The organism is Pseudoduganella sp. jia 9 (genome assembly GCF_055502615.1).
Map to the genome: position 1 here is coordinate 128,403 of NZ_JBUPWE010000015.1, position 18,778 is coordinate 147,180.

General features: G+C 63.5%; 12 protein-coding genes. 1 reads left to right on the plus strand and 11 read right to left on the minus strand.

Features of this window, described 5'->3' with window-relative positions:
* Position 1: 1 nt before the first annotated feature.
* From ACY34H_RS20950 to ACY34H_RS21000, 11 genes are all read right to left on the minus strand, one after another.
* Positions 2-646 carry an MlaC/ttg2D family ABC transporter substrate-binding protein gene (locus ACY34H_RS20950; RefSeq protein ID WP_464979393.1) on the minus strand — a complete coding sequence of 215 codons (645 nt, stop codon included), beginning with the start codon at positions 644-646 and terminating at the stop codon, positions 2-4.
* A 144-nt stretch (positions 647-790) separates the two neighbouring features.
* Positions 791-1,534 carry an MlaA family lipoprotein gene (locus ACY34H_RS20955; protein WP_464979394.1) on the minus strand — a complete coding sequence of 248 codons (744 nt, stop codon included), beginning with the start codon at positions 1,532-1,534 and terminating at the stop codon, positions 791-793.
* A gap of 32 nt (positions 1,535-1,566) precedes the next feature.
* Positions 1,567-2,031 (minus strand): outer membrane lipid asymmetry maintenance protein MlaD, encoded by a 465-nt coding sequence (gene mlaD / locus ACY34H_RS20960; protein WP_464979395.1) that lies wholly within the window; start codon positions 2,029-2,031, stop codon positions 1,567-1,569.
* Between the two features lie 80 nt (positions 2,032-2,111).
* Entirely contained in the window at positions 2,112-2,897 is a 786-nt protein-coding gene (gene mlaE / locus ACY34H_RS20965) for a lipid asymmetry maintenance ABC transporter permease subunit MlaE (RefSeq protein ID WP_464979396.1), read from the minus strand.
* Positions 2,894-3,697, minus strand: a complete 804-nt coding sequence (locus tag ACY34H_RS20970; protein ID WP_464979397.1) for an ABC transporter ATP-binding protein — start codon at positions 3,695-3,697, stop codon at positions 2,894-2,896. The genes mlaE and ACY34H_RS20970 overlap by 4 nt, the downstream gene beginning before the upstream one ends.
* Positions 3,698-3,969: 272 nt before the next feature.
* Positions 3,970-5,433, minus strand: a complete 1,464-nt coding sequence (locus ACY34H_RS20975) for a glutamate synthase subunit beta (protein WP_131148610.1) — start codon at positions 5,431-5,433, stop codon at positions 3,970-3,972.
* Positions 5,434-5,462: 29 nt separating this feature from the next.
* A complete protein-coding gene (locus ACY34H_RS20980) occupies positions 5,463-10,178 on the minus strand; it encodes a glutamate synthase-related protein (protein ID WP_464979398.1) in 4,716 nt (1,571 codons plus the stop codon).
* 322 nt (positions 10,179-10,500) lie between these two features.
* On the minus strand, positions 10,501-11,199 hold the full coding sequence (locus tag ACY34H_RS20985; RefSeq protein ID WP_464979399.1) for a transposase: 699 nt from the start codon (positions 11,197-11,199) through the stop codon (positions 10,501-10,503).
* Positions 11,200-11,310: 111 nt separating this feature from the next.
* Positions 11,311-11,991 (minus strand): response regulator transcription factor, encoded by a 681-nt coding sequence (locus tag ACY34H_RS20990; RefSeq protein WP_137315264.1) that lies wholly within the window; start codon positions 11,989-11,991, stop codon positions 11,311-11,313.
* Between the two features lie 67 nt (positions 11,992-12,058).
* Entirely contained in the window at positions 12,059-13,069 is a 1,011-nt protein-coding gene (locus ACY34H_RS20995; RefSeq protein WP_464979400.1) for a PAS domain-containing sensor histidine kinase, read from the minus strand.
* A gap of 11 nt (positions 13,070-13,080) precedes the next feature.
* Positions 13,081-16,212 (minus strand): DEAD/DEAH box helicase, encoded by a 3,132-nt coding sequence (locus ACY34H_RS21000; RefSeq protein ID WP_464979401.1) that lies wholly within the window; start codon positions 16,210-16,212, stop codon positions 13,081-13,083.
* A 171-nt stretch (positions 16,213-16,383) separates the two neighbouring features.
* Between ACY34H_RS21000 and ACY34H_RS21005 the strand changes: the two genes are divergently transcribed.
* Positions 16,384-18,747 carry a Tex family protein gene (locus ACY34H_RS21005; protein WP_464979402.1) on the plus strand — a complete coding sequence of 788 codons (2,364 nt, stop codon included), beginning with the start codon at positions 16,384-16,386 and terminating at the stop codon, positions 18,745-18,747.
* Positions 18,748-18,778: the final 31 nt, after the last annotated feature.

Genomic DNA, 18,778 nt, shown 5'->3' on the forward strand with positions numbered 1-18,778 from the left:
ATTACTTCTTCGCGGTAGCCAGCGGCTTGCTTGCCAGCTGCTTGTTCTTCGCGGCCAGCGTCTTGATCAGGCCATCGATGCCGCCCTTGCTGATCTCGGTGTTGAAGGTGCCCTTGTAGGTTTCCACCAGCCAGGCGCCCAGCACGTTGATGTCGTAGATCTTCCAGCCGGCCGGCGTCTTCGCCACGCGGTAGTTCAGCAGCACCGGTTCGCCGCGGGTCATGTTGACCTGGGAACGCACTTCCACTTCGGTGTCGGTGGCGTCGGCGCGCAGCGGCTTGAACTCGATCGTCTCGTTACGCACCTGCGACAGGGCGCCGGAATACGTGTAGATCAGCAGCGTGCGGAATTCGGTCGACAGCGCGCGCTTCTGTTCCGGCGTGGCTTCACGCCAGTAGCGGCCGGCGGCCAGCGCGGTCATGCGCTCGAAATCCACGTACGGCAGGATCTTGGTTTCCACCAGGTCCATCACCTTGCGGGTGTTGCCGGCCTGAATTTCCTTGTCGCTCTTGGCGGTGTTCAGCACTTCCGAGCTGATGCGCTTGACCAGTTGGTCCGGCGCTTCGTTCGCGTTCTGCGCCGAGGCGAAGCCAGTGGTGGCAAACGCGATCGTGGCGACGGCGAGCAGTTGCTTGATCAGTTTCATGTGGTTTTACCCAGGTTGGTTGTACCGATATTGGTTACACGACAGTCACAGGCCGGTTCAACGTCCGGCCGGTGCGCCATTATAACGGCCGGGTGGCCAAGCCGCTCCCGGCCGTTACTGTCCCTTACCGTGCGTTACGGTCCGTTACGTTGCCGGCTGCGCCGTACCGTCGCCGGTCGGGTTCACGGCAGGCTGTTCGGGCACGTTTTCTTCCGCCTTGGTTTCCGGCACGTCGCCGTCATACACCTGGCTCTGGCGGCGCTGCAGGAAACCGTCGCGGATGAACTCGTAGCGGTCCAGCGCGGCATCTTCCAGCAGGCTCGACGCGTCGAGCAGCGCCGCGCGCTGGTCGATCACGCGGACCACGCCGCCGATCGTGCGGACGTGCGTGGGATCCTTGTACGACCACGGATCGGCCACGATGTCCAGCGGCAGGCCGACGGTGTCGCGCAAGGTCGACGGACCCAGCAGCGGCAGCATCACGTACGGTCCCGACTGCACGCCCCAGCGGCCCAGCGTCTGGCCGAAATCTTCCTTGTGCTTGCGCAGGCCGGCTTCGGAGGCGATGTCGAACAGGCCCAGCACGCCGAACGTGGAGTTCAGCGCAAAGCGGCCAATGTCGGACACGGCATCGCCGCCCTTACCTTGCAGCAAATTATTCCCGCCGGTCCACAGGTCCTGCAGGTTGCCGAAGAAATTGTTGACGCCGGTCTGCACGAACGACGGCGTGACGTTCTTGTAGCCGGTGGCTACCGGTTTCAGCGCATAGGTATCGACCTTGTCGTTAAAATTGAAGACGGCGCGGTTCCAGTTTTCCATCGGATCACGCTTGTCCGGGCCAACGGCGCAACCGGACAACACGGCCGTGGCGGCCAGTACAGCCAACATCGGCAAAACGGAGGTTTGACGGCGCATCGGTTTTAATCCTTTCCTTCAGCGGCCTTGCTGTAGATGAATTGGTTGATCAGGTCTTCCAGCACCGCTGCGGATTGCGTACGGGCGATCTTGTCGCCCTGGGCCAGGTTGTTTTCATCGCCACCGGCCTCGATACCGACATATTGCTCGCCCAGCAGCCCGGCCGTGAGGATCTTGGCCGAGCTGTCTTTCGGGAACTTGTACGTCGAATCCATCTCCAGCGTCACGGCTGCCTTGTACGACTTGTCGTCGAACGAGATTTGCGCCACGCGCCCCACCACCACGCCCGACGCCTTCACGGCCGCCTGCGGACGCAGGCTGCCGATATTGTCGAACTTCGCGGTGATTTCATAGGTCTTCGCGAGCGAGAACGTGCTGCTGTTGCCGGCCTTCAAGGCCAGGAACATCAGCGCGGCCACGCCGAACACGACGAACAGGCCAACCCACACATCCAGAGATTTGCGTTGCATTTTTACTTATCCTATCTTTTTTTCCGTAACCGCGCCGGGCATTCCCACGAAGCACTTATTTGCGCATCACTTGCTGGACATCACTTGCTGAACATCAGCGCCGTCAGCATGAAGTCGAGCCACCAGATCATCAGCGACGACACCACCACCGTGCGGGTGGTCGCACCGGCCACGTCTTCGGGCGTCGGCCGCGTCTCGTAGCCCTGGTACAGCGCGATGAAGGTAATCGCGATGCCGAACACCACGCTCTTGATGAAGCCGTTGAACACGTCTTTCCACAAGTCGACGCCGCCCTGCATCTGCGACCAGAACGCACCAGCGTCCACGCCGATCAGGCCGACGCCGACCAGGTAACCACCCAGGATGCCGACCGCCGAAAAGATCGACGCCAGCAGCGGCACGGCGATCACGCCGGCCCAGAAACGCGGTGCCAGCACGCGCTGGATCGGATTCACGGCCATCATTTCCATCGCCGACAACTGTTCGCCGGCCTTCATCAGGCCGATCTCGGCCGTCAGCGACGTGCCGGCGCGGCCCGCGAACAGCAGGCCCGTGATGACGGGACCGAGTTCGCGCGTCAGCCCCAGCGCTACCAGCAGGCCCAGCGATTCGGAAGCGCCATACTTGTTCAGTGTGTAGTACCCCTGCAAACCCAGCACCATGCCGACGAACAGGCCGGACAGCGTGATGATCAGCAGCGAATAATTGCCGATGAAGTGCAGTTGCTCGATCACGAGATGGGGCCGGCGCATCATGCCCGGCGACAGGCCCAGCATCGTGAAGAACGTGCGCGTGGCATAGCCGACGCTTTCCACGTAATCGCGCACGGTATTGCCGACACCGGCAAGAACGCGGCGGCCGATCATTTGCGCACTCCCAGGCCGAGGTCGTCGGCCAGCGACTTGCCGGGATAGTGGAACGGCACCGGGCCGTCCGCCTCGGCATGGACGAACTGTTTCACGTAGGGGTCGGTCGATACCATCATTTCAGCGGGCGTCCCGTGGGCCACGATCTTGCCCTGCGACAGGAAATACACGTAGTCGGCAATCGTGAACGATTCCTTCACGTCGTGCGACACCAGGATGCTGGTGGAGCCGAGCGCGTCGTTCAGGTTGCGGATCAGGTTCGCGGTCACGCCCATCGAAATCGGGTCGAGGCCGGCGAACGGCTCGTCGTACATGATCAGTTGCGGGTCGAGCGCGATGCAGCGGGCCAGCGCCACCCGGCGCGCCATGCCGCCGGAAATCTCGCCCGGCTTCAGCGGCGCCGCATTGCGCAGGCCAACGGCGTTCAGCTTCATCAGCACGAGGTCGCGGATCAGCTCTTCCGGCAGGTCGGTATGCTCGCGCAGCGGGAATGCCACGTTTTCAAACACGGTGAGATCGGTAAACAAGGCGCCATGCTGGAACAGCATGCCCATTTTGCGGCGCAACAAATACAGTTCTGTTGTCTTCAGCTTGTGGACAAGCTGGCCATCCACGCTGACCTGGCCCTTGCTTGGCCGGATCTGCCCGCCGATCAGGCGCAATACCGTGGTCTTGCCGCTGCCGGATCCGCCCATGACCGCAATGACCTTCCCTTTCTGGAAGTCCATGTGAAGCCCCGCCAGAATGGGGCGCTTCCCATACGAGAAGTGCAGGTCACGGATTTCAACGAGGTTTGCCACGGCAGACGATCTTTATTTTTAATGCCATATTGTAAGGCAGAAAGCTCTGACTCTGCTGAGACCCCTATGAGAGAGGCTTATATGGCTCAGGTTAAGTAATGAATAGTACAACACTAATAACCGTCGAGTCAGTAATTTACATTTGGCAAACGGTGTTAATTTTGTGCAAGGCAACATGACAACTGTTGTAAAAATTCGGGGACAGTCCCCGAATTTTTACAACAAAAAGCCCGCCGGAGGGTTCGGGCGGGCTTTTCGGGGTATCGCTGGGATCAGCGTGGCAGGACGGAGTGGCCCATCAGGTACTCGTCCACCGCGCGGGCGCACTGGCGGCCTTCGCGGATGGCCCACACGACCAGCGACTGGCCGCGGCGGATGTCGCCGGCGGCGAAGATGCCGGGCTTGCTGGTGACGTAGGCATTGCTGCCCTCGGTGGCGGCGCGGGCATTGCCGCGGCCGTCTTTTTCGATGCCGAAGGCTTCCAGCACCTGTTGCACCGGCGAGACAAAGCCCATCGCCAGCAGCACCAGGTCGGCCTTCATCTCGAATTCCGAATCCGGCACTTCGGCCATCTTGCCGTCTTTCCACTCGACGCGGCAGGCGACCAGCTTCTCGACTTTGCCGTTCTTGCCTTCCAGGCGCTTGGTGGCCACCGCCCAGTCGCGCTCGCAACCTTCTTCGTGCGACGACGAGGTGCGCAGCTTGGTCGGCCAGTACGGCCACACCAGCGGCTTGTTTTCCTGTTCCGGCGGCATCGGCATCAGTTCGAACTGCGTGATGGCCGCGGCGCCGTGGCGGTTCGACGTGCCCACGCAGTCGGAACCCGTATCGCCGCCACCGATCACGACCACGTGCTTGCCGGTGGCCTTGATCTGGTCTTTCACCTTGTCGCCGGCGTTGACCTTGTTCTGCAGCGGCAGGAAGTCCATCGCGAAGTGGACACCCTTCAGTTCGCGGCCCGGCACCGGCAGGTCACGCGGCTGTTCCGCGCCACCGGCGATCACCACGGCGTCGAACTCCTTTTCCAGGTCTTCCGGGAAGATGGTTTCCTTGGCCCAGTTGTTCACGTTGGCGGGGAAATCCTTGCCCACCAGCGTGTTCATGCGGAACTTCACGCCTTCCGCTTCCATCTGTTCGATGCGGCGGTCGATGTGGAACTTTTCCAGCTTGAAGTCGGGGATCCCGTAGCGCAGCAGGCCGCCGGCGCGGTCCGATTTCTCGAACACGGTCACGTCATGGCCGGCGCGCGCCAGCTGCTGGGCGGCCGCCAGGCCGGCAGGACCGGAACCGATGATGGCCACTTTCTTGCCCGTCTTGTGGTCGGCCGGCTGCGGCTTGACCCAGCCGTGTTCCCAGCCTTCGTCGATGATCTTGTGCTCGATCGACTTGATGCCCACCGGGTCGTTGTTGATGCCCAGCGTGCAGGCGCTTTCGCACGGCGCCGGGCAGATACGGCCGGTGAACTCCGGGAAGTTGTTGGTCGAGTGCAGCACGTCCAGCGCCTGGCGGTAGTGGTGGCGGTACACCAGGTCGTTCCAGTCGGGGATGATGTTGTTGACCGGGCAGCCCGTGTTGCAGAACGGGATGCCGCAATCCATGCAGCGTGCGCCCTGCACCTTGGCCTGCTCGTCCGTCAGCTTGAGCACGAACTCCTTGTAGTTCTTCAGGCGCGATTCCGGGGCCAGGTAGCTTTCGTCCTGGCGCTGGAATTCCATGAAACCGGTGATTTTTCCCATTTTCTCTAATTCCTAACTGATTGGCGCGATTACGCGGCGATGGCCTGGGTTTCAGCTTCGATCGAGGCGTTATCCGCCAGTTCGACCAGAGCGCGCTTGTATTCGTTCGGGAACACTTTCACGAACTTGCCACGGCTTTCGGCCCAGTTATCCAGCAGCAGGCGGGCGCGCGTGCTGCCCGTGTGCTTGAAGTGGCGTTCGATCAGGCGCTTCAGGATCGCTTCGTCCGATTCCGGCGTGCCGTTGCGATGCTGGGCGTGCCAGGTCGCTTTGTCGTCGTGATCGGCGGCCGGCAGCACTTCTTCCAGGCTGACCATCGACAGGTTGCAGCGCTTCTCGAAATCGCCGTCCGGGTCGTACACGTAGGCGATACCGCCCGACATGCCCGCCGCGAAGTTGCGGCCCGTGTGGCCCAGCACGACCACCGTACCGCCGGTCATGTATTCGCAACCGTGGTCGCCCGTGCCTTCGACAACCGCCGTGGCACCCGAGTTACGCACCGCGAAACGCTCGCCGGCCACGCCGTTGAAGAATGCTTCGCCGGCGATCGCGCCGTACAGCACCGTGTTGCCGATGATGATGTTGTTGACGGCCCAGCCGCGGAACTCGGTGTTCGGACGCACGATGATGCGGCCGCCCGACAGGCCCTTGCCCACGTAGTCGTTACCCTCGCCCACCAGGTCGATCGTGATGCCATGCGCCAGGAAGGCGCAGGCCGACTGGCCGGCGGTACCCTGCAGCTGGATGTGGATCGTGTCGTCCGGCAGGCCGGCGTGGCCGTAGCGCGCCGCCACTTCGCCCGACAGCATCGTGCCCACGGTACGGTTGCGGTTCTTCACCGGCGAGATGAACGAGACGCGCTCGCCCTTCTCCAGCGCGGCCTTGGCTTGCGCGATCAGCTTGTGATCCAGTGCGTTCTCGAGGCCGTGTTCCTGCTCCTCGTTGTGGTACATGCACAGGCCTTCGTTGACGCGCGGCTGGTAGAAGATGGCGGAGAAGTCCAGGCCCTGCGCCTTCCAGTGCGAGATCGCCTTCGACTTGTCGAGCAGGTCGGAACGGCCGATCAGTTCATCGTACGTGCGGATGCCCAGCTGCGCCATCAGTTGACGCGCTTCCTCGGCAACGAAGAAGAAGTAGTTCACCACGTGTTCCGGCTTGCCCTGGAACTTGGCGCGCAGCACCGGGTCCTGCGTGGCCACGCCCACCGGGCAGGTGTTCAGGTGGCACTTGCGCATCATGATGCAGCCTTCGACGACCAGCGGTGCCGTGGCAAAGCCGATTTCGTCGGCGCCCAGCAGCGCGGCGATGACCACATCGCGGCCGGTACGCATCTGGCCGTCGGCCTGCACGCGGATCCGGTTGCGCAGGCCGTTCAGCACCAGGGTTTGCTGGGTCTCTGCGAGACCCAGCTCCCACGGCGTGCCGGCGTGCTTCACCGACGACAGCGGGGAGGCACCGGTACCGCCGTCATGGCCGGCCACCACCACGTGGTCCGCCTTGGCTTTCGAAACGCCGGCGGCGACGGTGCCGATACCCACTTCCGACACCAGCTTCACCGAGATCGATGCGCGCGGGTTGACGTTCTTCAGGTCGTGGATCAGCTGCGCCAGGTCTTCGATCGAGTAGATGTCGTGGTGCGGCGGCGGCGAGATCAGGCCGACGCCCGGCACCGCGAAACGCAGCGTGGCGATATAGCCCGACACCTTGTGGCCCGGCAGCTGGCCGCCTTCGCCCGGCTTGGCGCCCTGCGCCATCTTGATCTGGATCTGGTCCGCGGAGTTCAGGTATTCCGCCGTGACGCCGAAGCGGCCGGACGCCACCTGCTTGATCTTCGAGCGCAGCGAGTCGCCTTCCAGCAGCGGAATGTCGACCACGACCTGGTCCTTGCCGATGACGTCGGCCATCGTCGCGCCCTGCTTGATCGGAATGCCTTTCAGCTCGGCCTTGAAGCGGTTCGGATCTTCGCCGCCTTCGCCGGTGTTCGACTTGCCGCCGATGCGGTTCATGGCGATCGCCAGCGTGGCGTGCGCCTCGGTGGAGATGGAACCCATCGACATGGCGCCGGTGGCGAAACGCTTGACGATTTCCTTGGCCGGCTCGACTTCTTCCAGCGGGATGGCTTTCGACGGATCGATCTTGAATTCGAACAGGCCGCGCAGCGTCAGGTGACGGCGGCTCTGGTCGTTGATGATCTGCGCGTATTCTTTATAGGTGTTGAAGTTGTTCGCGCGGGTCGAGTGCTGCAGCTTGGCGATCGCGTCCGGCGTCCACAGGTGGTCTTCGCCGCGCACGCGGTAGGCATATTCGCCGCCGGCGTCCAGCGATTCGGCCAGCACCGGGTCGTTGCCGAAGGCAAGGTTATGCAGGCGCAGCGCTTCGTCGGCGATCTCGAACAGGCCGATACCTTCCACGTTCGACGCGGTGCCCTTGAAGTACTTGTTCACCACTGCCTTGTTCAGGCCCACGGCTTCGAAGATCTGCGCGCCGCAGTACGACATGTAGGTGGAGATGCCCATCTTCGACATCACCTTCATCAGGCCCTTGCCGACGGCTTTCGTGTAGTTGTACAGCGCGGTTTCCGGCGTCAGGTCGCCCGGCATCGCGTGGGCCAGCTCGGCCAGCGTTTCCATCGCCAGGTACGGGTGCACGGCTTCGGCGCCGTAGCCCGCCAGCAGCGCGAAGTGGTGCGTTTCGCGGGCCGAACCGGTTTCCACGACCAGGCCGGTCGAGGCGCGCAGGCCCTTGCTGACCAGGTGCTGGTGGATCGCGGACGTTGCCAGCAGTGCCGGGATCGCCACGCGGTCGGCGCACACGGCGCGGTCGGACACGATCAGGATGTTGTGGCCGGACTTGATCGCATCGACGGCTTCCGCGCACAGCGATGCCAGCGACGCCTCGACGCCTTCCTTGCCCCATGCCAGCGGATAGCAGATCGACAGCTCGTACGACTTGAATTTGCCGCCCGTGTGGCCGCTGATGTGGCGCAGGCGCGCCATGTCGTCGAACGACAGCACCGGCTGCGACACTTCGAGGCGCATCGGCGGGTTGACGTTGTTGGTGTCCAGCAGGTTCGGTTTCGGGCCGATGAACGATACCAGCGACATCACCATCGCTTCGCGGATCGGGTCGATCGGCGGGTTCGTCACCTGGGCGAACAGCTGCTTGAAGTAGTTATACAGCGGCTTCAGTTTGTTGGACATGACGGCCAGCGGCGAGTCATTGCCCATCGAGCCGGTGGCTTCCTCGCCGGCGACGGCCATCGGCGCCAGCAGGAAGCGCAGGTCTTCCTGGGTGTAGCCGAAGGCTTGCTGGCGGTCCAGCAGCGATGCCGGCAGCTTCTCGCCCTGGGCCGTGTACTTGGCGGCGTTGTGTGACAGCTGGCTCTCAGCCAGTTTCAGGCTGTTCAGCTTGATACGGACCGCGTTGATCCACGCCTTGTACGGCTTGGCGTTGGCGTACGTATCCTTCAGTTCCTTGTCGTCGATGATGCGGCCGGCTTCCAGGTCGATCAGGAACATCTTGCCCGGCTGCAGGCGCCATTTCTGGATGATCTTCGATTCCGGGATCGGCAGCACGCCCGATTCGGATGCCATCACCACCAGGTCGTCGTCCGTGACGATATAACGCGCAGGGCGCAGGCCATTGCGGTCCAGCGTGCCGCCGATATAGCGGCCGTCGGTGAACGCCATCGCGGCGGGGCCGTCCCACGGCTCCATCATCGCGGCGTGGTATTCGTAGAACGCCTTGCGGTTGTCGTCCATCAGCGTGTGGTTTTCCCACGCTTCCGGGATCATCATCATCATGGCCTGCGCCAGCGGGTAGCCCGCCATCAGCAGCAGTTCCAGCGCGTTGTCGAAGCAGGCGGTGTCCGACTGGCCTTCATAGATCAGCGGGAACAGCTTCTGCAGGTCGTCGCCCAGCACGGCGGACTTCATCACGCCTTCGCGGGCGCGCATCCAGTTGAAGTTGCCCTTGACCGTGTTGATCTCGCCGTTGTGGGCGATCAGGCGGTACGGGTGGGCCAGCGGCCATTCCGGGAAGGTGTTCGTGGAGAAGCGCTGGTGCACCAGTGCCAGCGCGGAGATGCAGCGCGGATCCTGCAGGTCGCGGTAGTACACGCCCACCTGGTCGGCCAGCAGCAGGCCCTTGTAGACGACGGTACGGGCCGACATCGACGGCACGAAGAATTCGTTACCGTGCTGCAGCTTCAGCGCCTGGATCGCGTGGCCAGACGACTTGCGAATCACGTACAGCTTGCGCTCCAGCGCATCGGTCACCATGATGTCCGCGCCGCGGCCGATGAAGATCTGGCGGATCACCGGCTCTTTCGCACGCACCAGCGGCGACATCGGCATTTCCGTATCGACCGGCACGTTGCGCCAGCCCAGCACGACCTGGCCTTCGATGCGCACGGCGCGCTCGATTTCCTGTTCGCAGGCGATGCGCGAGGCGCTTTCCTTCGGCAGGAACACCATGCCCACGCCATATTCACCCGGCGGCGGCAGTTCCACGCCCTGCTTGCCCATTTCGTCGCGGTAGAACTGGTCCGGAATCTGGATCAGGATGCCCGCGCCGTCGCCCATCAGCTTGTCGGCACCCACGGCGCCGCGGTGGTCGATGTTCTTCAGGATCTGCAGACCCTGTTCGATGATGGAATGGCTTTTCTGGCCTTTGATATGGGCTACGAAGCCGACACCGCAGGCATCGTGTTCGTTGGCTGGGTCGTACAAACCTTGCGCGTTCATGGGCATTCTCCGAAGCTGGAAGCCGTGAACACCTACCGTGGCGGGTACGCATGGCTCCGGTTTTGCAAATTGAAAACCGAGAATAGTGCATCGCACAAGTAAACTCAACTTAATTAATTAGGGTCGGAGTCCAATTAATTGCACTAATTTTGCGCAAAATTTTAATTAGGGACAGAGTAAGATACATGAAAAAAGATTGCTCGCGCAGAGCAATAGCACGTTCCAAACAGTAAATATTGCCAAAAACTGGGGTCTGACCCCGGATCTAGGAAATATTGCTCAAATTCGGGGTCTGACCCCGCTGTTAGGAAATATTGGGATGTCAACCAGTTGGCGGCTGTTTGAAGGGCCGGCCTCGCTTGGCTGGCAGGACTTGCCGCTTGGCCTTCTGCTCCAGTTCCTTCTTGTACCGGTCAGTGCCCAGCGGCCAACCTTTCAGGACAGCGGCTTCGACCACGGCGATCTGTGCAGCCGACAAGTACTGGCCCGACAGTTCGATATAGGCCGCCTCGCGCTGGAACGGCGTATTGCCGAGAGACCAGTAGACCGGGTGGTCGGTGACGACATTGTCCGCCCGCATGCCCGCATGGTGGGCGTAGCTGGACCATGGATACTCGTCGGCGGCCGGCGCCACGCCGGCACGCACCGGGGCCGCTTCCATGTAGCGGCAGCAGGTCAGCAGGAAATTCTCGGCATCGACGACCGAGGTCTTGTAGCGCCCGTGCCACAGCGTGCCGGCGCGGCCGTATTTCTGGTTGTAATACGGCACATAGCAGCGGCCCAGCCATTGCATCATCTGGCCCAGGCCGTCCTCGTCGGAGGGCGTCGCCAGCAGATGCAACCCGTCCGGCAGCAGTACATAGGCGTGAATGGCCACCTTGTACGTCCGGGCCGCGGTGCGCAGCCAGGCGAGGAAGGTCGTGTAATCGTCCGTGTCCTGGAAGACGTTCTGGCCGTTCAGGCCGCGCTGGATCACGTAATGGGGCTGGGAGGGAACGATGAGACGGGGCAGGCGGGCCATACTGGGGCATCAAAGCGATTGAAAGCGCCATGATACGCCGGCGCAACGACCCTGTCCCTGATTGTTTGACAAAATCAAAATTTCCCGCCGACTCTGTCCCTGATTACGCGTTCACGACAGGTTGAAGCTGGTCGACAGGCTGTACCCCTCGCCATAGGCGCTGCGCAGCGGCAGATCCTGGCCGAGCCCGGTGCGCGCCTTCTTGCGCAGCCGGTATACCAGCATGTCCACGCGGCGGCCCGCATCGGGATCGTCCCCGCCGATACCGGCCACGATCACCTGCCGTGGCACCGGCCGCGTGTTGATCGTCAGCAGATGCAGGAAGTTGCATTCCTTTTCCGTCAGCGTGATGGCCTGGCCCTGCAGTTCCAGCTGGCGGGCCGACAGGCGCAGCGTCCACTTGCTGGGCGCCGGCGCGGTTTCCTGCGGACCGACGCGGCGGTCGAGTGCCTCGATATGCGCCGCCAGCTCGGGGAATTTGATGGGTTTCGTCAGGTAATGGTCGGCGCCCAGGCGCAGGCCGAGGATGCGGCTGTCGAAATTGACGCGTCCGGTAAGCACGAGCAGGCCGATCTGGGGGTACAATTGGCGCATCCTTGGTATCACATTGATACCATCCTCATCGGGAAGACCCAGGTCGAGCACGACGACGCCGACATTGCCCTGGCTGAGCGCGGACCACATCTCGCCGGCATTGTTCGTTATGCTGACACCGTGTCCCAGTTCCCCCAGGTAATCCGCCATTTCTTCGGCGTATTCCAGGTTGTCTTCCACGATCAATATCTGCGTCATCGAGAGCCATTAAGTGTTGTTTCGCTACTCAAAGAATTATCATGGGAGTAACGATACGGCGCAAGGTTTATACGGCGACCGGAAGCCAAATCCGGAACTTCTTGCCGCTTTCAGGCAAGTTTTGCACGCTAAGGGTACCACCGTGCACTTCGATCACGGCTTTTGCCATGTACAGGCCGATGCCGGACCCGGCAACGCCCGCCGCGGCACTGCCCCGGTAACCCTTGTCGAACAGCCGGCCGATTTCATGTTCCGGGATCGCCGGACCGCTGTCGGCCACGGTGAATTCGACCCCGCCACCGGCAGCCTTGCCCGCCCATAGCACGATCGGCGAATCGGCCGGGGTGTACTTGACGGCATTGTCCAGCACCACGTCGAGGCACATGCGCATGCCTTCCGGGTCGGCGCGCACCCAGGCCGGCGCATCGCCAGCCTGCACGATGACCGTCGACCGCCGCGTGCGCGCCTGCGCCGCGGCCGCCTCCATCAGTGCCGCCGGCGCAATGCCGTTCTCGCGCCGGGGCCGCCCGATCGCCGCCAGCCGTTCGGGCGACAGGTACTCGTCGACCATGGCAAGCAGCCGGTCCGCCGCGGTCTGGATCTTGTGATAGCGCTTGGTGGTGCCTTCGTCCGAGCCCTTGTCCGTCATCACCAGGCGCTGGATGGCGCCATCGATCGTCGCCAGCGGCGCGCGGAATTCATGCGACAGCATCGAGGCGAATTTCTTCTGCTGGTGCTCGAACGTGCGGCGCGCCGTGATGTCGCGCGCCACGCCAACCAGCCGGTGTTCATCCACCAGCGTGGACTCGATCTCGACGGCAACGCCTTCCAGCTCCGCTTCGCGCAGCACGGTGCGCCGGCTGTCGTCGCCCCGCCGGAAGCGCTCCAGCCGTTCCGGCAGGTCGTGCAGCAGCGGCGCGGCGATGGCCTGGGCGCGCACCAGGACCTGGTCCGGCGGCCAGTCGAAGCGCCGCGTGGCAACCGGGCTGACGTACAGCAACTGTCCCGTCGCACAGTCGAGCATCCAGTGGATGTCAGTGCCGTGCTCGAGCATCAGCCGGTAGTCGGCGTTGTCCATGGCGCCGCCCGTCAATCCACCAGCGGCGCAAAGATCTGCTGCAGGTCTTCCTGCGTCAACGCCATCTTTTGCGACTCGCCTTCGGCCAGCACGGATTGCGCCAGGTCGGCCTTCTTCTGCTGCAGCACCTGGATTTTTTCTTCCAGCGTGCCCTTGGCGATCAATTTATAGACGAAGACAGGCTTGTCCTGCCCGATGCGCCAGGCACGGTCGGTGGCCTGCTGTTCGGCCGCCGGGTTCCACCATGGATCGTAGTGGATCACCGTATCGGCCGCGGTCAGGTTCAGGCCCACGCCGCCCGCCTTCAGGCTGATCAGGAAAATCGGCACGGCGCCCTGCTGGAACGCGGCCACCTGGGCGCCGCGGTCGCGCGTTTCGCCCGTCAGCAGCGCATACGGGATATCGCGCGAGTCCAGCTCTTCCTGGATCAGTTCCAGCATCGACGTGAACTGCGAGAACACGAGGATCTTGCGTTTCTCTTCCAGCAAGTCCTCCAGCATCTGCATCAGGTCGGCCAGCTTGGCGGAACCGGCGGCCTGCTGCTTGCGGGTGGACAGCGACTTCACCAGCCGCGGATCGCAGCAGACCTGGCGCAGCTTCAGCAGCGCCTCCAGGATCACGATCTGGCTGCGCGCCACGCCCTTGCGGTCGATTTCCTCGCGCACTTTCTGGTCCATCGCCAGCCGCACGGTTTCGTACAGGTCGCGCTGGGCACCGGTCAGTTCGACCTTGCGCACCATTTCCGTCTTCGGCGGCAATTCCTTGGCCACGCTGTCCTTGGTACGGCGCAGCAGGAACGGCTTGATCCGACGGTTGAGCAACATCCGGCGCAACGGGTCGTCCTGCCGCTCGATCGGATGGCGGAATTGCGAGTTGAACGATTTCTCGTCGCCCAGCAGGCCCGGCAGCAGGAAGTGGAACTGCGACCACAGTTCGCCCAGGTGGTTTTCCAGCGGCGTGCCGGACAGGCACAGCCGGTGCTTGGTGCGCAGCAGGCTGGCGCTTTGCGCCGCCTTCGAGCGGGTGTTCTTGATGTAGTGGGACTCGTCCAGGATCACCATGTGGAAATCGTGCTCGCGCAGTTTTTCCTCGTCGCGCGGCAGCAGCGCATAGGTGGTCAGCACCAGGTCCGCCTCCGGGATCTTGTCGAACAGCTCGGCGCGATCCTTACCCTGCAGCAACAACACCTTCAGGCTGGGCGCAAAGCGGGCCGTTTCGTCCTGCCAGTTGCCCATCAGCGAAGTGGGGGCGATCACCAGGGTCGGATGCGTCATCCGGCCCGATTCCTTTTCCACCAGGATGTGCGCCAGCGTCTGTACCGTCTTGCCGAGACCCATGTCGTCGGCCAGGATGCCGGCCAGGCCGTATTCGCGCAGGAACTGCATCCACGACAGGCCCTCGGTCTGGTAGTCGCGCAGCGTGGCGTGCAGGCTGGCCGGCGTTTCCACGCGCTTGACCGACGAGAACTGGTTCAGCCGGCGGCCCATGTCGCGCAGCTCTTCGCCGCCCGTCCAGTGGAAGTCGCCGGTGCGGGCCAGTTCGTCCAGGCGCGCCGCGTCCAGCGTGCTCATGCGTACGGCATGGCGGATCTTGTCGTTGAAGTACAGCTCGCCCAGGGTGCCCAGGATCGGTTTCAGGCGCGCCCATGGCAGCGCCACGCGGGTGCCGCCGGGCAACGTTGCCAGCATCTGGTCCGTTTCGCCATGCACCGACAGCGCCTTGGCACTGAAATCGTTCGGCATGTTGCGGATCATCTGCACCAGCACCGGCAGCAGCGGCACGCGCTCGTCGCCGACGGTAATGCCCAGTTCCAGCTCGAACCACGCATGGCCCGTTTCGGCGCCCTCTTCCTCGATTTCGGCATACCACTCGTTGACCGGCGTCATGTCATAGCGGTATTTCGGCGTCTTCTCGACTTGCCAGCCTTCCGCCTGCAACGCGTCGATGCCCGATTCGGCAAAGCGGATCCAGTCAGCCTGGCCGGCCAGCAGCAGGCCGCCGCGCACGGATGACAGCGGCAGGGCGGTCGGCTTGCGGAAGCCCAGGTGCGTCAGCGTGTCCAGCGCCGCGTTTTCAAGCGCCTCGTTGCGGACGATGATTTCGGTGACTTCGCCGCGCTGGCGCACCACCCGCTGCGACGGATCGAACGACACGCGTTCGCCGTCGTAGTCGTACGACAGCACCGCGTAGTCGTGCCACTTCTGCGCCGAGCCGTCGGACAGTTGCGCCGCATCGAGCACCAGGATCGGGCGCGGCCGGACATCTTCGCGCAGGCGCTGCGGCAATGGCTGGGGCAGCGGCATCAGCTGCTGCAGGCCGTGCGCCAGCAGCAGCTGCGACACGCGCATCTTGTCGTTCGGCATCAACAATGGCGCCTGCGCAACCAGTGCCTGCAGTTCGGCCAGCGGGATGTCGGCCCCGCCCTGGTTCAGGTTCAGCACGCCGCACGACAGGTTGTCGATATACCACGGCGGTTCGGTCGGCAGCATGTAGTCGATCTGGTCGGCGCCGGCGTGGCGCGCGCTGGCGGGCACGTTGTCCGGCGCCTCCACCTTCCAGCCCAGCCGCAAGCCCTTGCCCTCTTCGCGCCAGGCCAGGTTGGCCGTGCGCCCCTGGCCCGCCTTCATCGGATACACCAGGCCATTGCCGACGTCCGCCCAGGAATTTGCCCATAACAATTTCTCTTGCTCGGACAGCATCTGCAGCAAGGCCGCGCCGATCTTGCCGCGCGGTTCCGTCGCACTGCCGGTGGGCGAATTCGGGCCGGTACGCATGGCCACGAAGAAGCGCACCAGGTCTTCGTCGCCCGGTTCCAGGAACGGCGGCGGCGCGGACAGCAGCGAAAACACCTCATTGACGGGACTGGCGGCGGCCACGTCGCCGTTCGGACGCAGCCGCGCCTTGTACAGGGCCAGCGCCACATGGCGGCCGCCGGAGGTCGGGGCGAGCACGTAGATCAGCTTGTAGCTGGTTTGTTTCGGATCGGAATCGACCGGGGCCAGTTTCGCCTTCGGGTGCGCAGCCGCGTCGACGCGCTGCAACCAGATGGCGACCGCGTACGGCAGCTGGGTTGCCGGCGGGCTGGGGGGAGCAGAGGCGGGGGCAGCGGGAGTTGCGGGAGCTTCGTCGCGGGTCAAATCCATTGGTCGCATCGTTGTATTCAGGACGGTTCAAAAACAGCAACATGCAATATTATCCGCCAACAGCCATCCTGTGTTTGCTTATGTTCTAACTTATCCTCCAACTTATATGGCGTCTCCATGGCAGGGGCGCGTCATGTATTATTAAAAGCTTGTCTGTTGAGAACCAAACACATGCTGCCTTCCATCGAACAACGCCTGGCCGTCGAGCTGGCCGCCAAGCCGGCCCAGGTGGCCGCCGCGATCGCCCTGCTGGACGAGGGCGCCACCGTCCCCTTCATCGCCCGCTACCGCAAGGAAGCCACCGGCGGCCTCGACGATATCCAGCTGCGCCTGCTCGAAGAGCGCCTGCGCTACCTGCGCGAGCTGGAAGAGCGCCGCAATGCCATCGTCGCGTCGATCACCGAGCAGAACAAGATGACGCCGGAATTGCTGGACGCCATCCTGCATGCCGAGGACAAGACCCGGCTGGAAGACTTATATCTTCCCTACAAGCAAAAACGCCGCACGAAGGCGCAGATCGCCATCGAAGCCGGCCTGGCGCCGCTGGCCGAGCGCCTGCTGGCCGATCCCACGCTCAATCCCGATACCGAGGCGGCCGGCTACCTGCGCGAAGCCTTCACGACGCCGGACGGCAACAATCCGGGCGTGGCCGATACGAAAGCCGCACTGGACGGCGCCCGCCAGATCCTGATGGAGCGCTTCGCCGAAGACGCGAACCTGGTGCAGGCATTGCGCGAATATGTGCAGGACCATGGCGTGGTGGAATCGAAAGTTATCGAAGGAAAACAGGAAGAAGGCGAAAAATTCGCCGACTACTTCGATTACTCGGAACCGCTCGCCAACGTGCCGTCGCACCGTGCCCTGGCGCTGATGCGCGGCCGCCGCGAAGGCGTGCTGGACGTTGCGCTGCGCCTCGACACCGAAGCGGAAAAGCCGAAATGGGACGCGCCGCACAATCCCTGCGAGAGCCGCATCGCCGCGCGCTTCGGCATCAAGTCCGCCGGCCGCCCGGCCGACAAATGGCTGGCCGACACCGTGCGCTGGACCTGGCGCGTGAAAAGCTTCATGCATCTGGAAACCGAACTGATGGGTGCGTTGCGTGAGAAAGCCGAGCTGGATGCGATCGCTGTGTTCGCCACCAACCTGAAGGCGTTGCTGCTGGCCGCGCCGGCCGGCCCGCGCGCGACGATGGGCCTCGATCCCGGTCTGCGCACCGGCGTGAAGGTGGCGGTCGTCGACGCCACCGGCAAGGTGGTCGATACCGCCACCGTGTATCCGCACCAGCCGCGCAACGACTGGGAAGGCACGCTGCACACGCTGGGCCAGCTCGCCGCGAAACATAATGTGTCGCTGATCTCGATCGGCAACGGCACCGCGTCGCGCGAGACGGACAAGCTGGCGCAGGACCTGATCAAGCGGCATCAGGAGCTCAAGCTCACGAAGATCGTCGTGTCCGAGGCTGGCGCGTCGGTCTATTCGGCATCCGAATTCGCCTCGCGCGAATTGCCGGACATGGATGTGTCGCTGCGCGGCGCGGTGTCGATCGCGCGCCGCCTGCAGGACCCGCTGGCCGAACTGGTGAAAATCGACCCGAAATCGATCGGCGTGGGGCAATACCAGCACGACGTGAGCCAGACCCAGCTGGCACGCACGCTGGATGCGGTGGTCGAGGATTGCGTGAACGCCGTGGGCGTGGACGTCAACACCGCCTCGGCGCCGCTGCTGGCGCGGGTGTCCGGCCTGTCCGCCGGTGTGGCGCAGAGCATCGTCAGTTACCGCGACCTGAAGGGCGCATTCACGTCGCGCACGGCACTGAAGAAGGTGCCGCGGCTGGGCGACAAGACGTTCGAACAGGCGGCGGGCTTCCTGCGCGTGATGAACAGCGACAACCCGCTCGATGCTTCCGCCGTGCACCCGGAATCCTATCCGGTGGTGGAAAAGATCCTGGCCGACATCCAGAAGGACATCAAGTCCGTGATCGGCGCGTCCTCGGTGCTGAAGACGCTGTCGCCGGCCAGGTATGCCGATGAAAAATTCGGTGTGCCGACGGTGACCGATATCCTGAAGGAACTGGAAAAACCGGGCCGCGATCCGCGTCCCGAGTTCACCACCGCCACGTTCAAGGAAGGCGTGGAAGAAATCGCCGACCTGCGGCCCGACATGATCCTGGAAGGCGTGGTCACCAACGTGGCCGCGTTCGGCGCCTTCGTCGACATCGGCGTGCACCAGGATGGCCTGGTGCACATCTCGGCGCTGTCGAACAGCTTCGTGAAAGACCCCCACACGGTCGTGAAAGCCGGCCAGGTGGTCAAGGTGAAGGTGCTGGAAGTGGATGTGAAGCGCAAGCGCATCGCCCTTACCATGCGCCTGTCCGACAGCGCACCCGCGGCGGGTTCCCGTCCGGAACAGCGTGGCGGCAGCAGTGACGAGCGCCGCAACGACCGCCGTGCCGTGAGCCAGCAGCAGAAGAACACGGCGCGCGAACCGGCGCTGGGCGGTTCGATGGCGGCCGCCTTCGCCAAGCTGCGCGGCTGACGGAGAAACGCGCGCCGCAGTGCACGTTCCT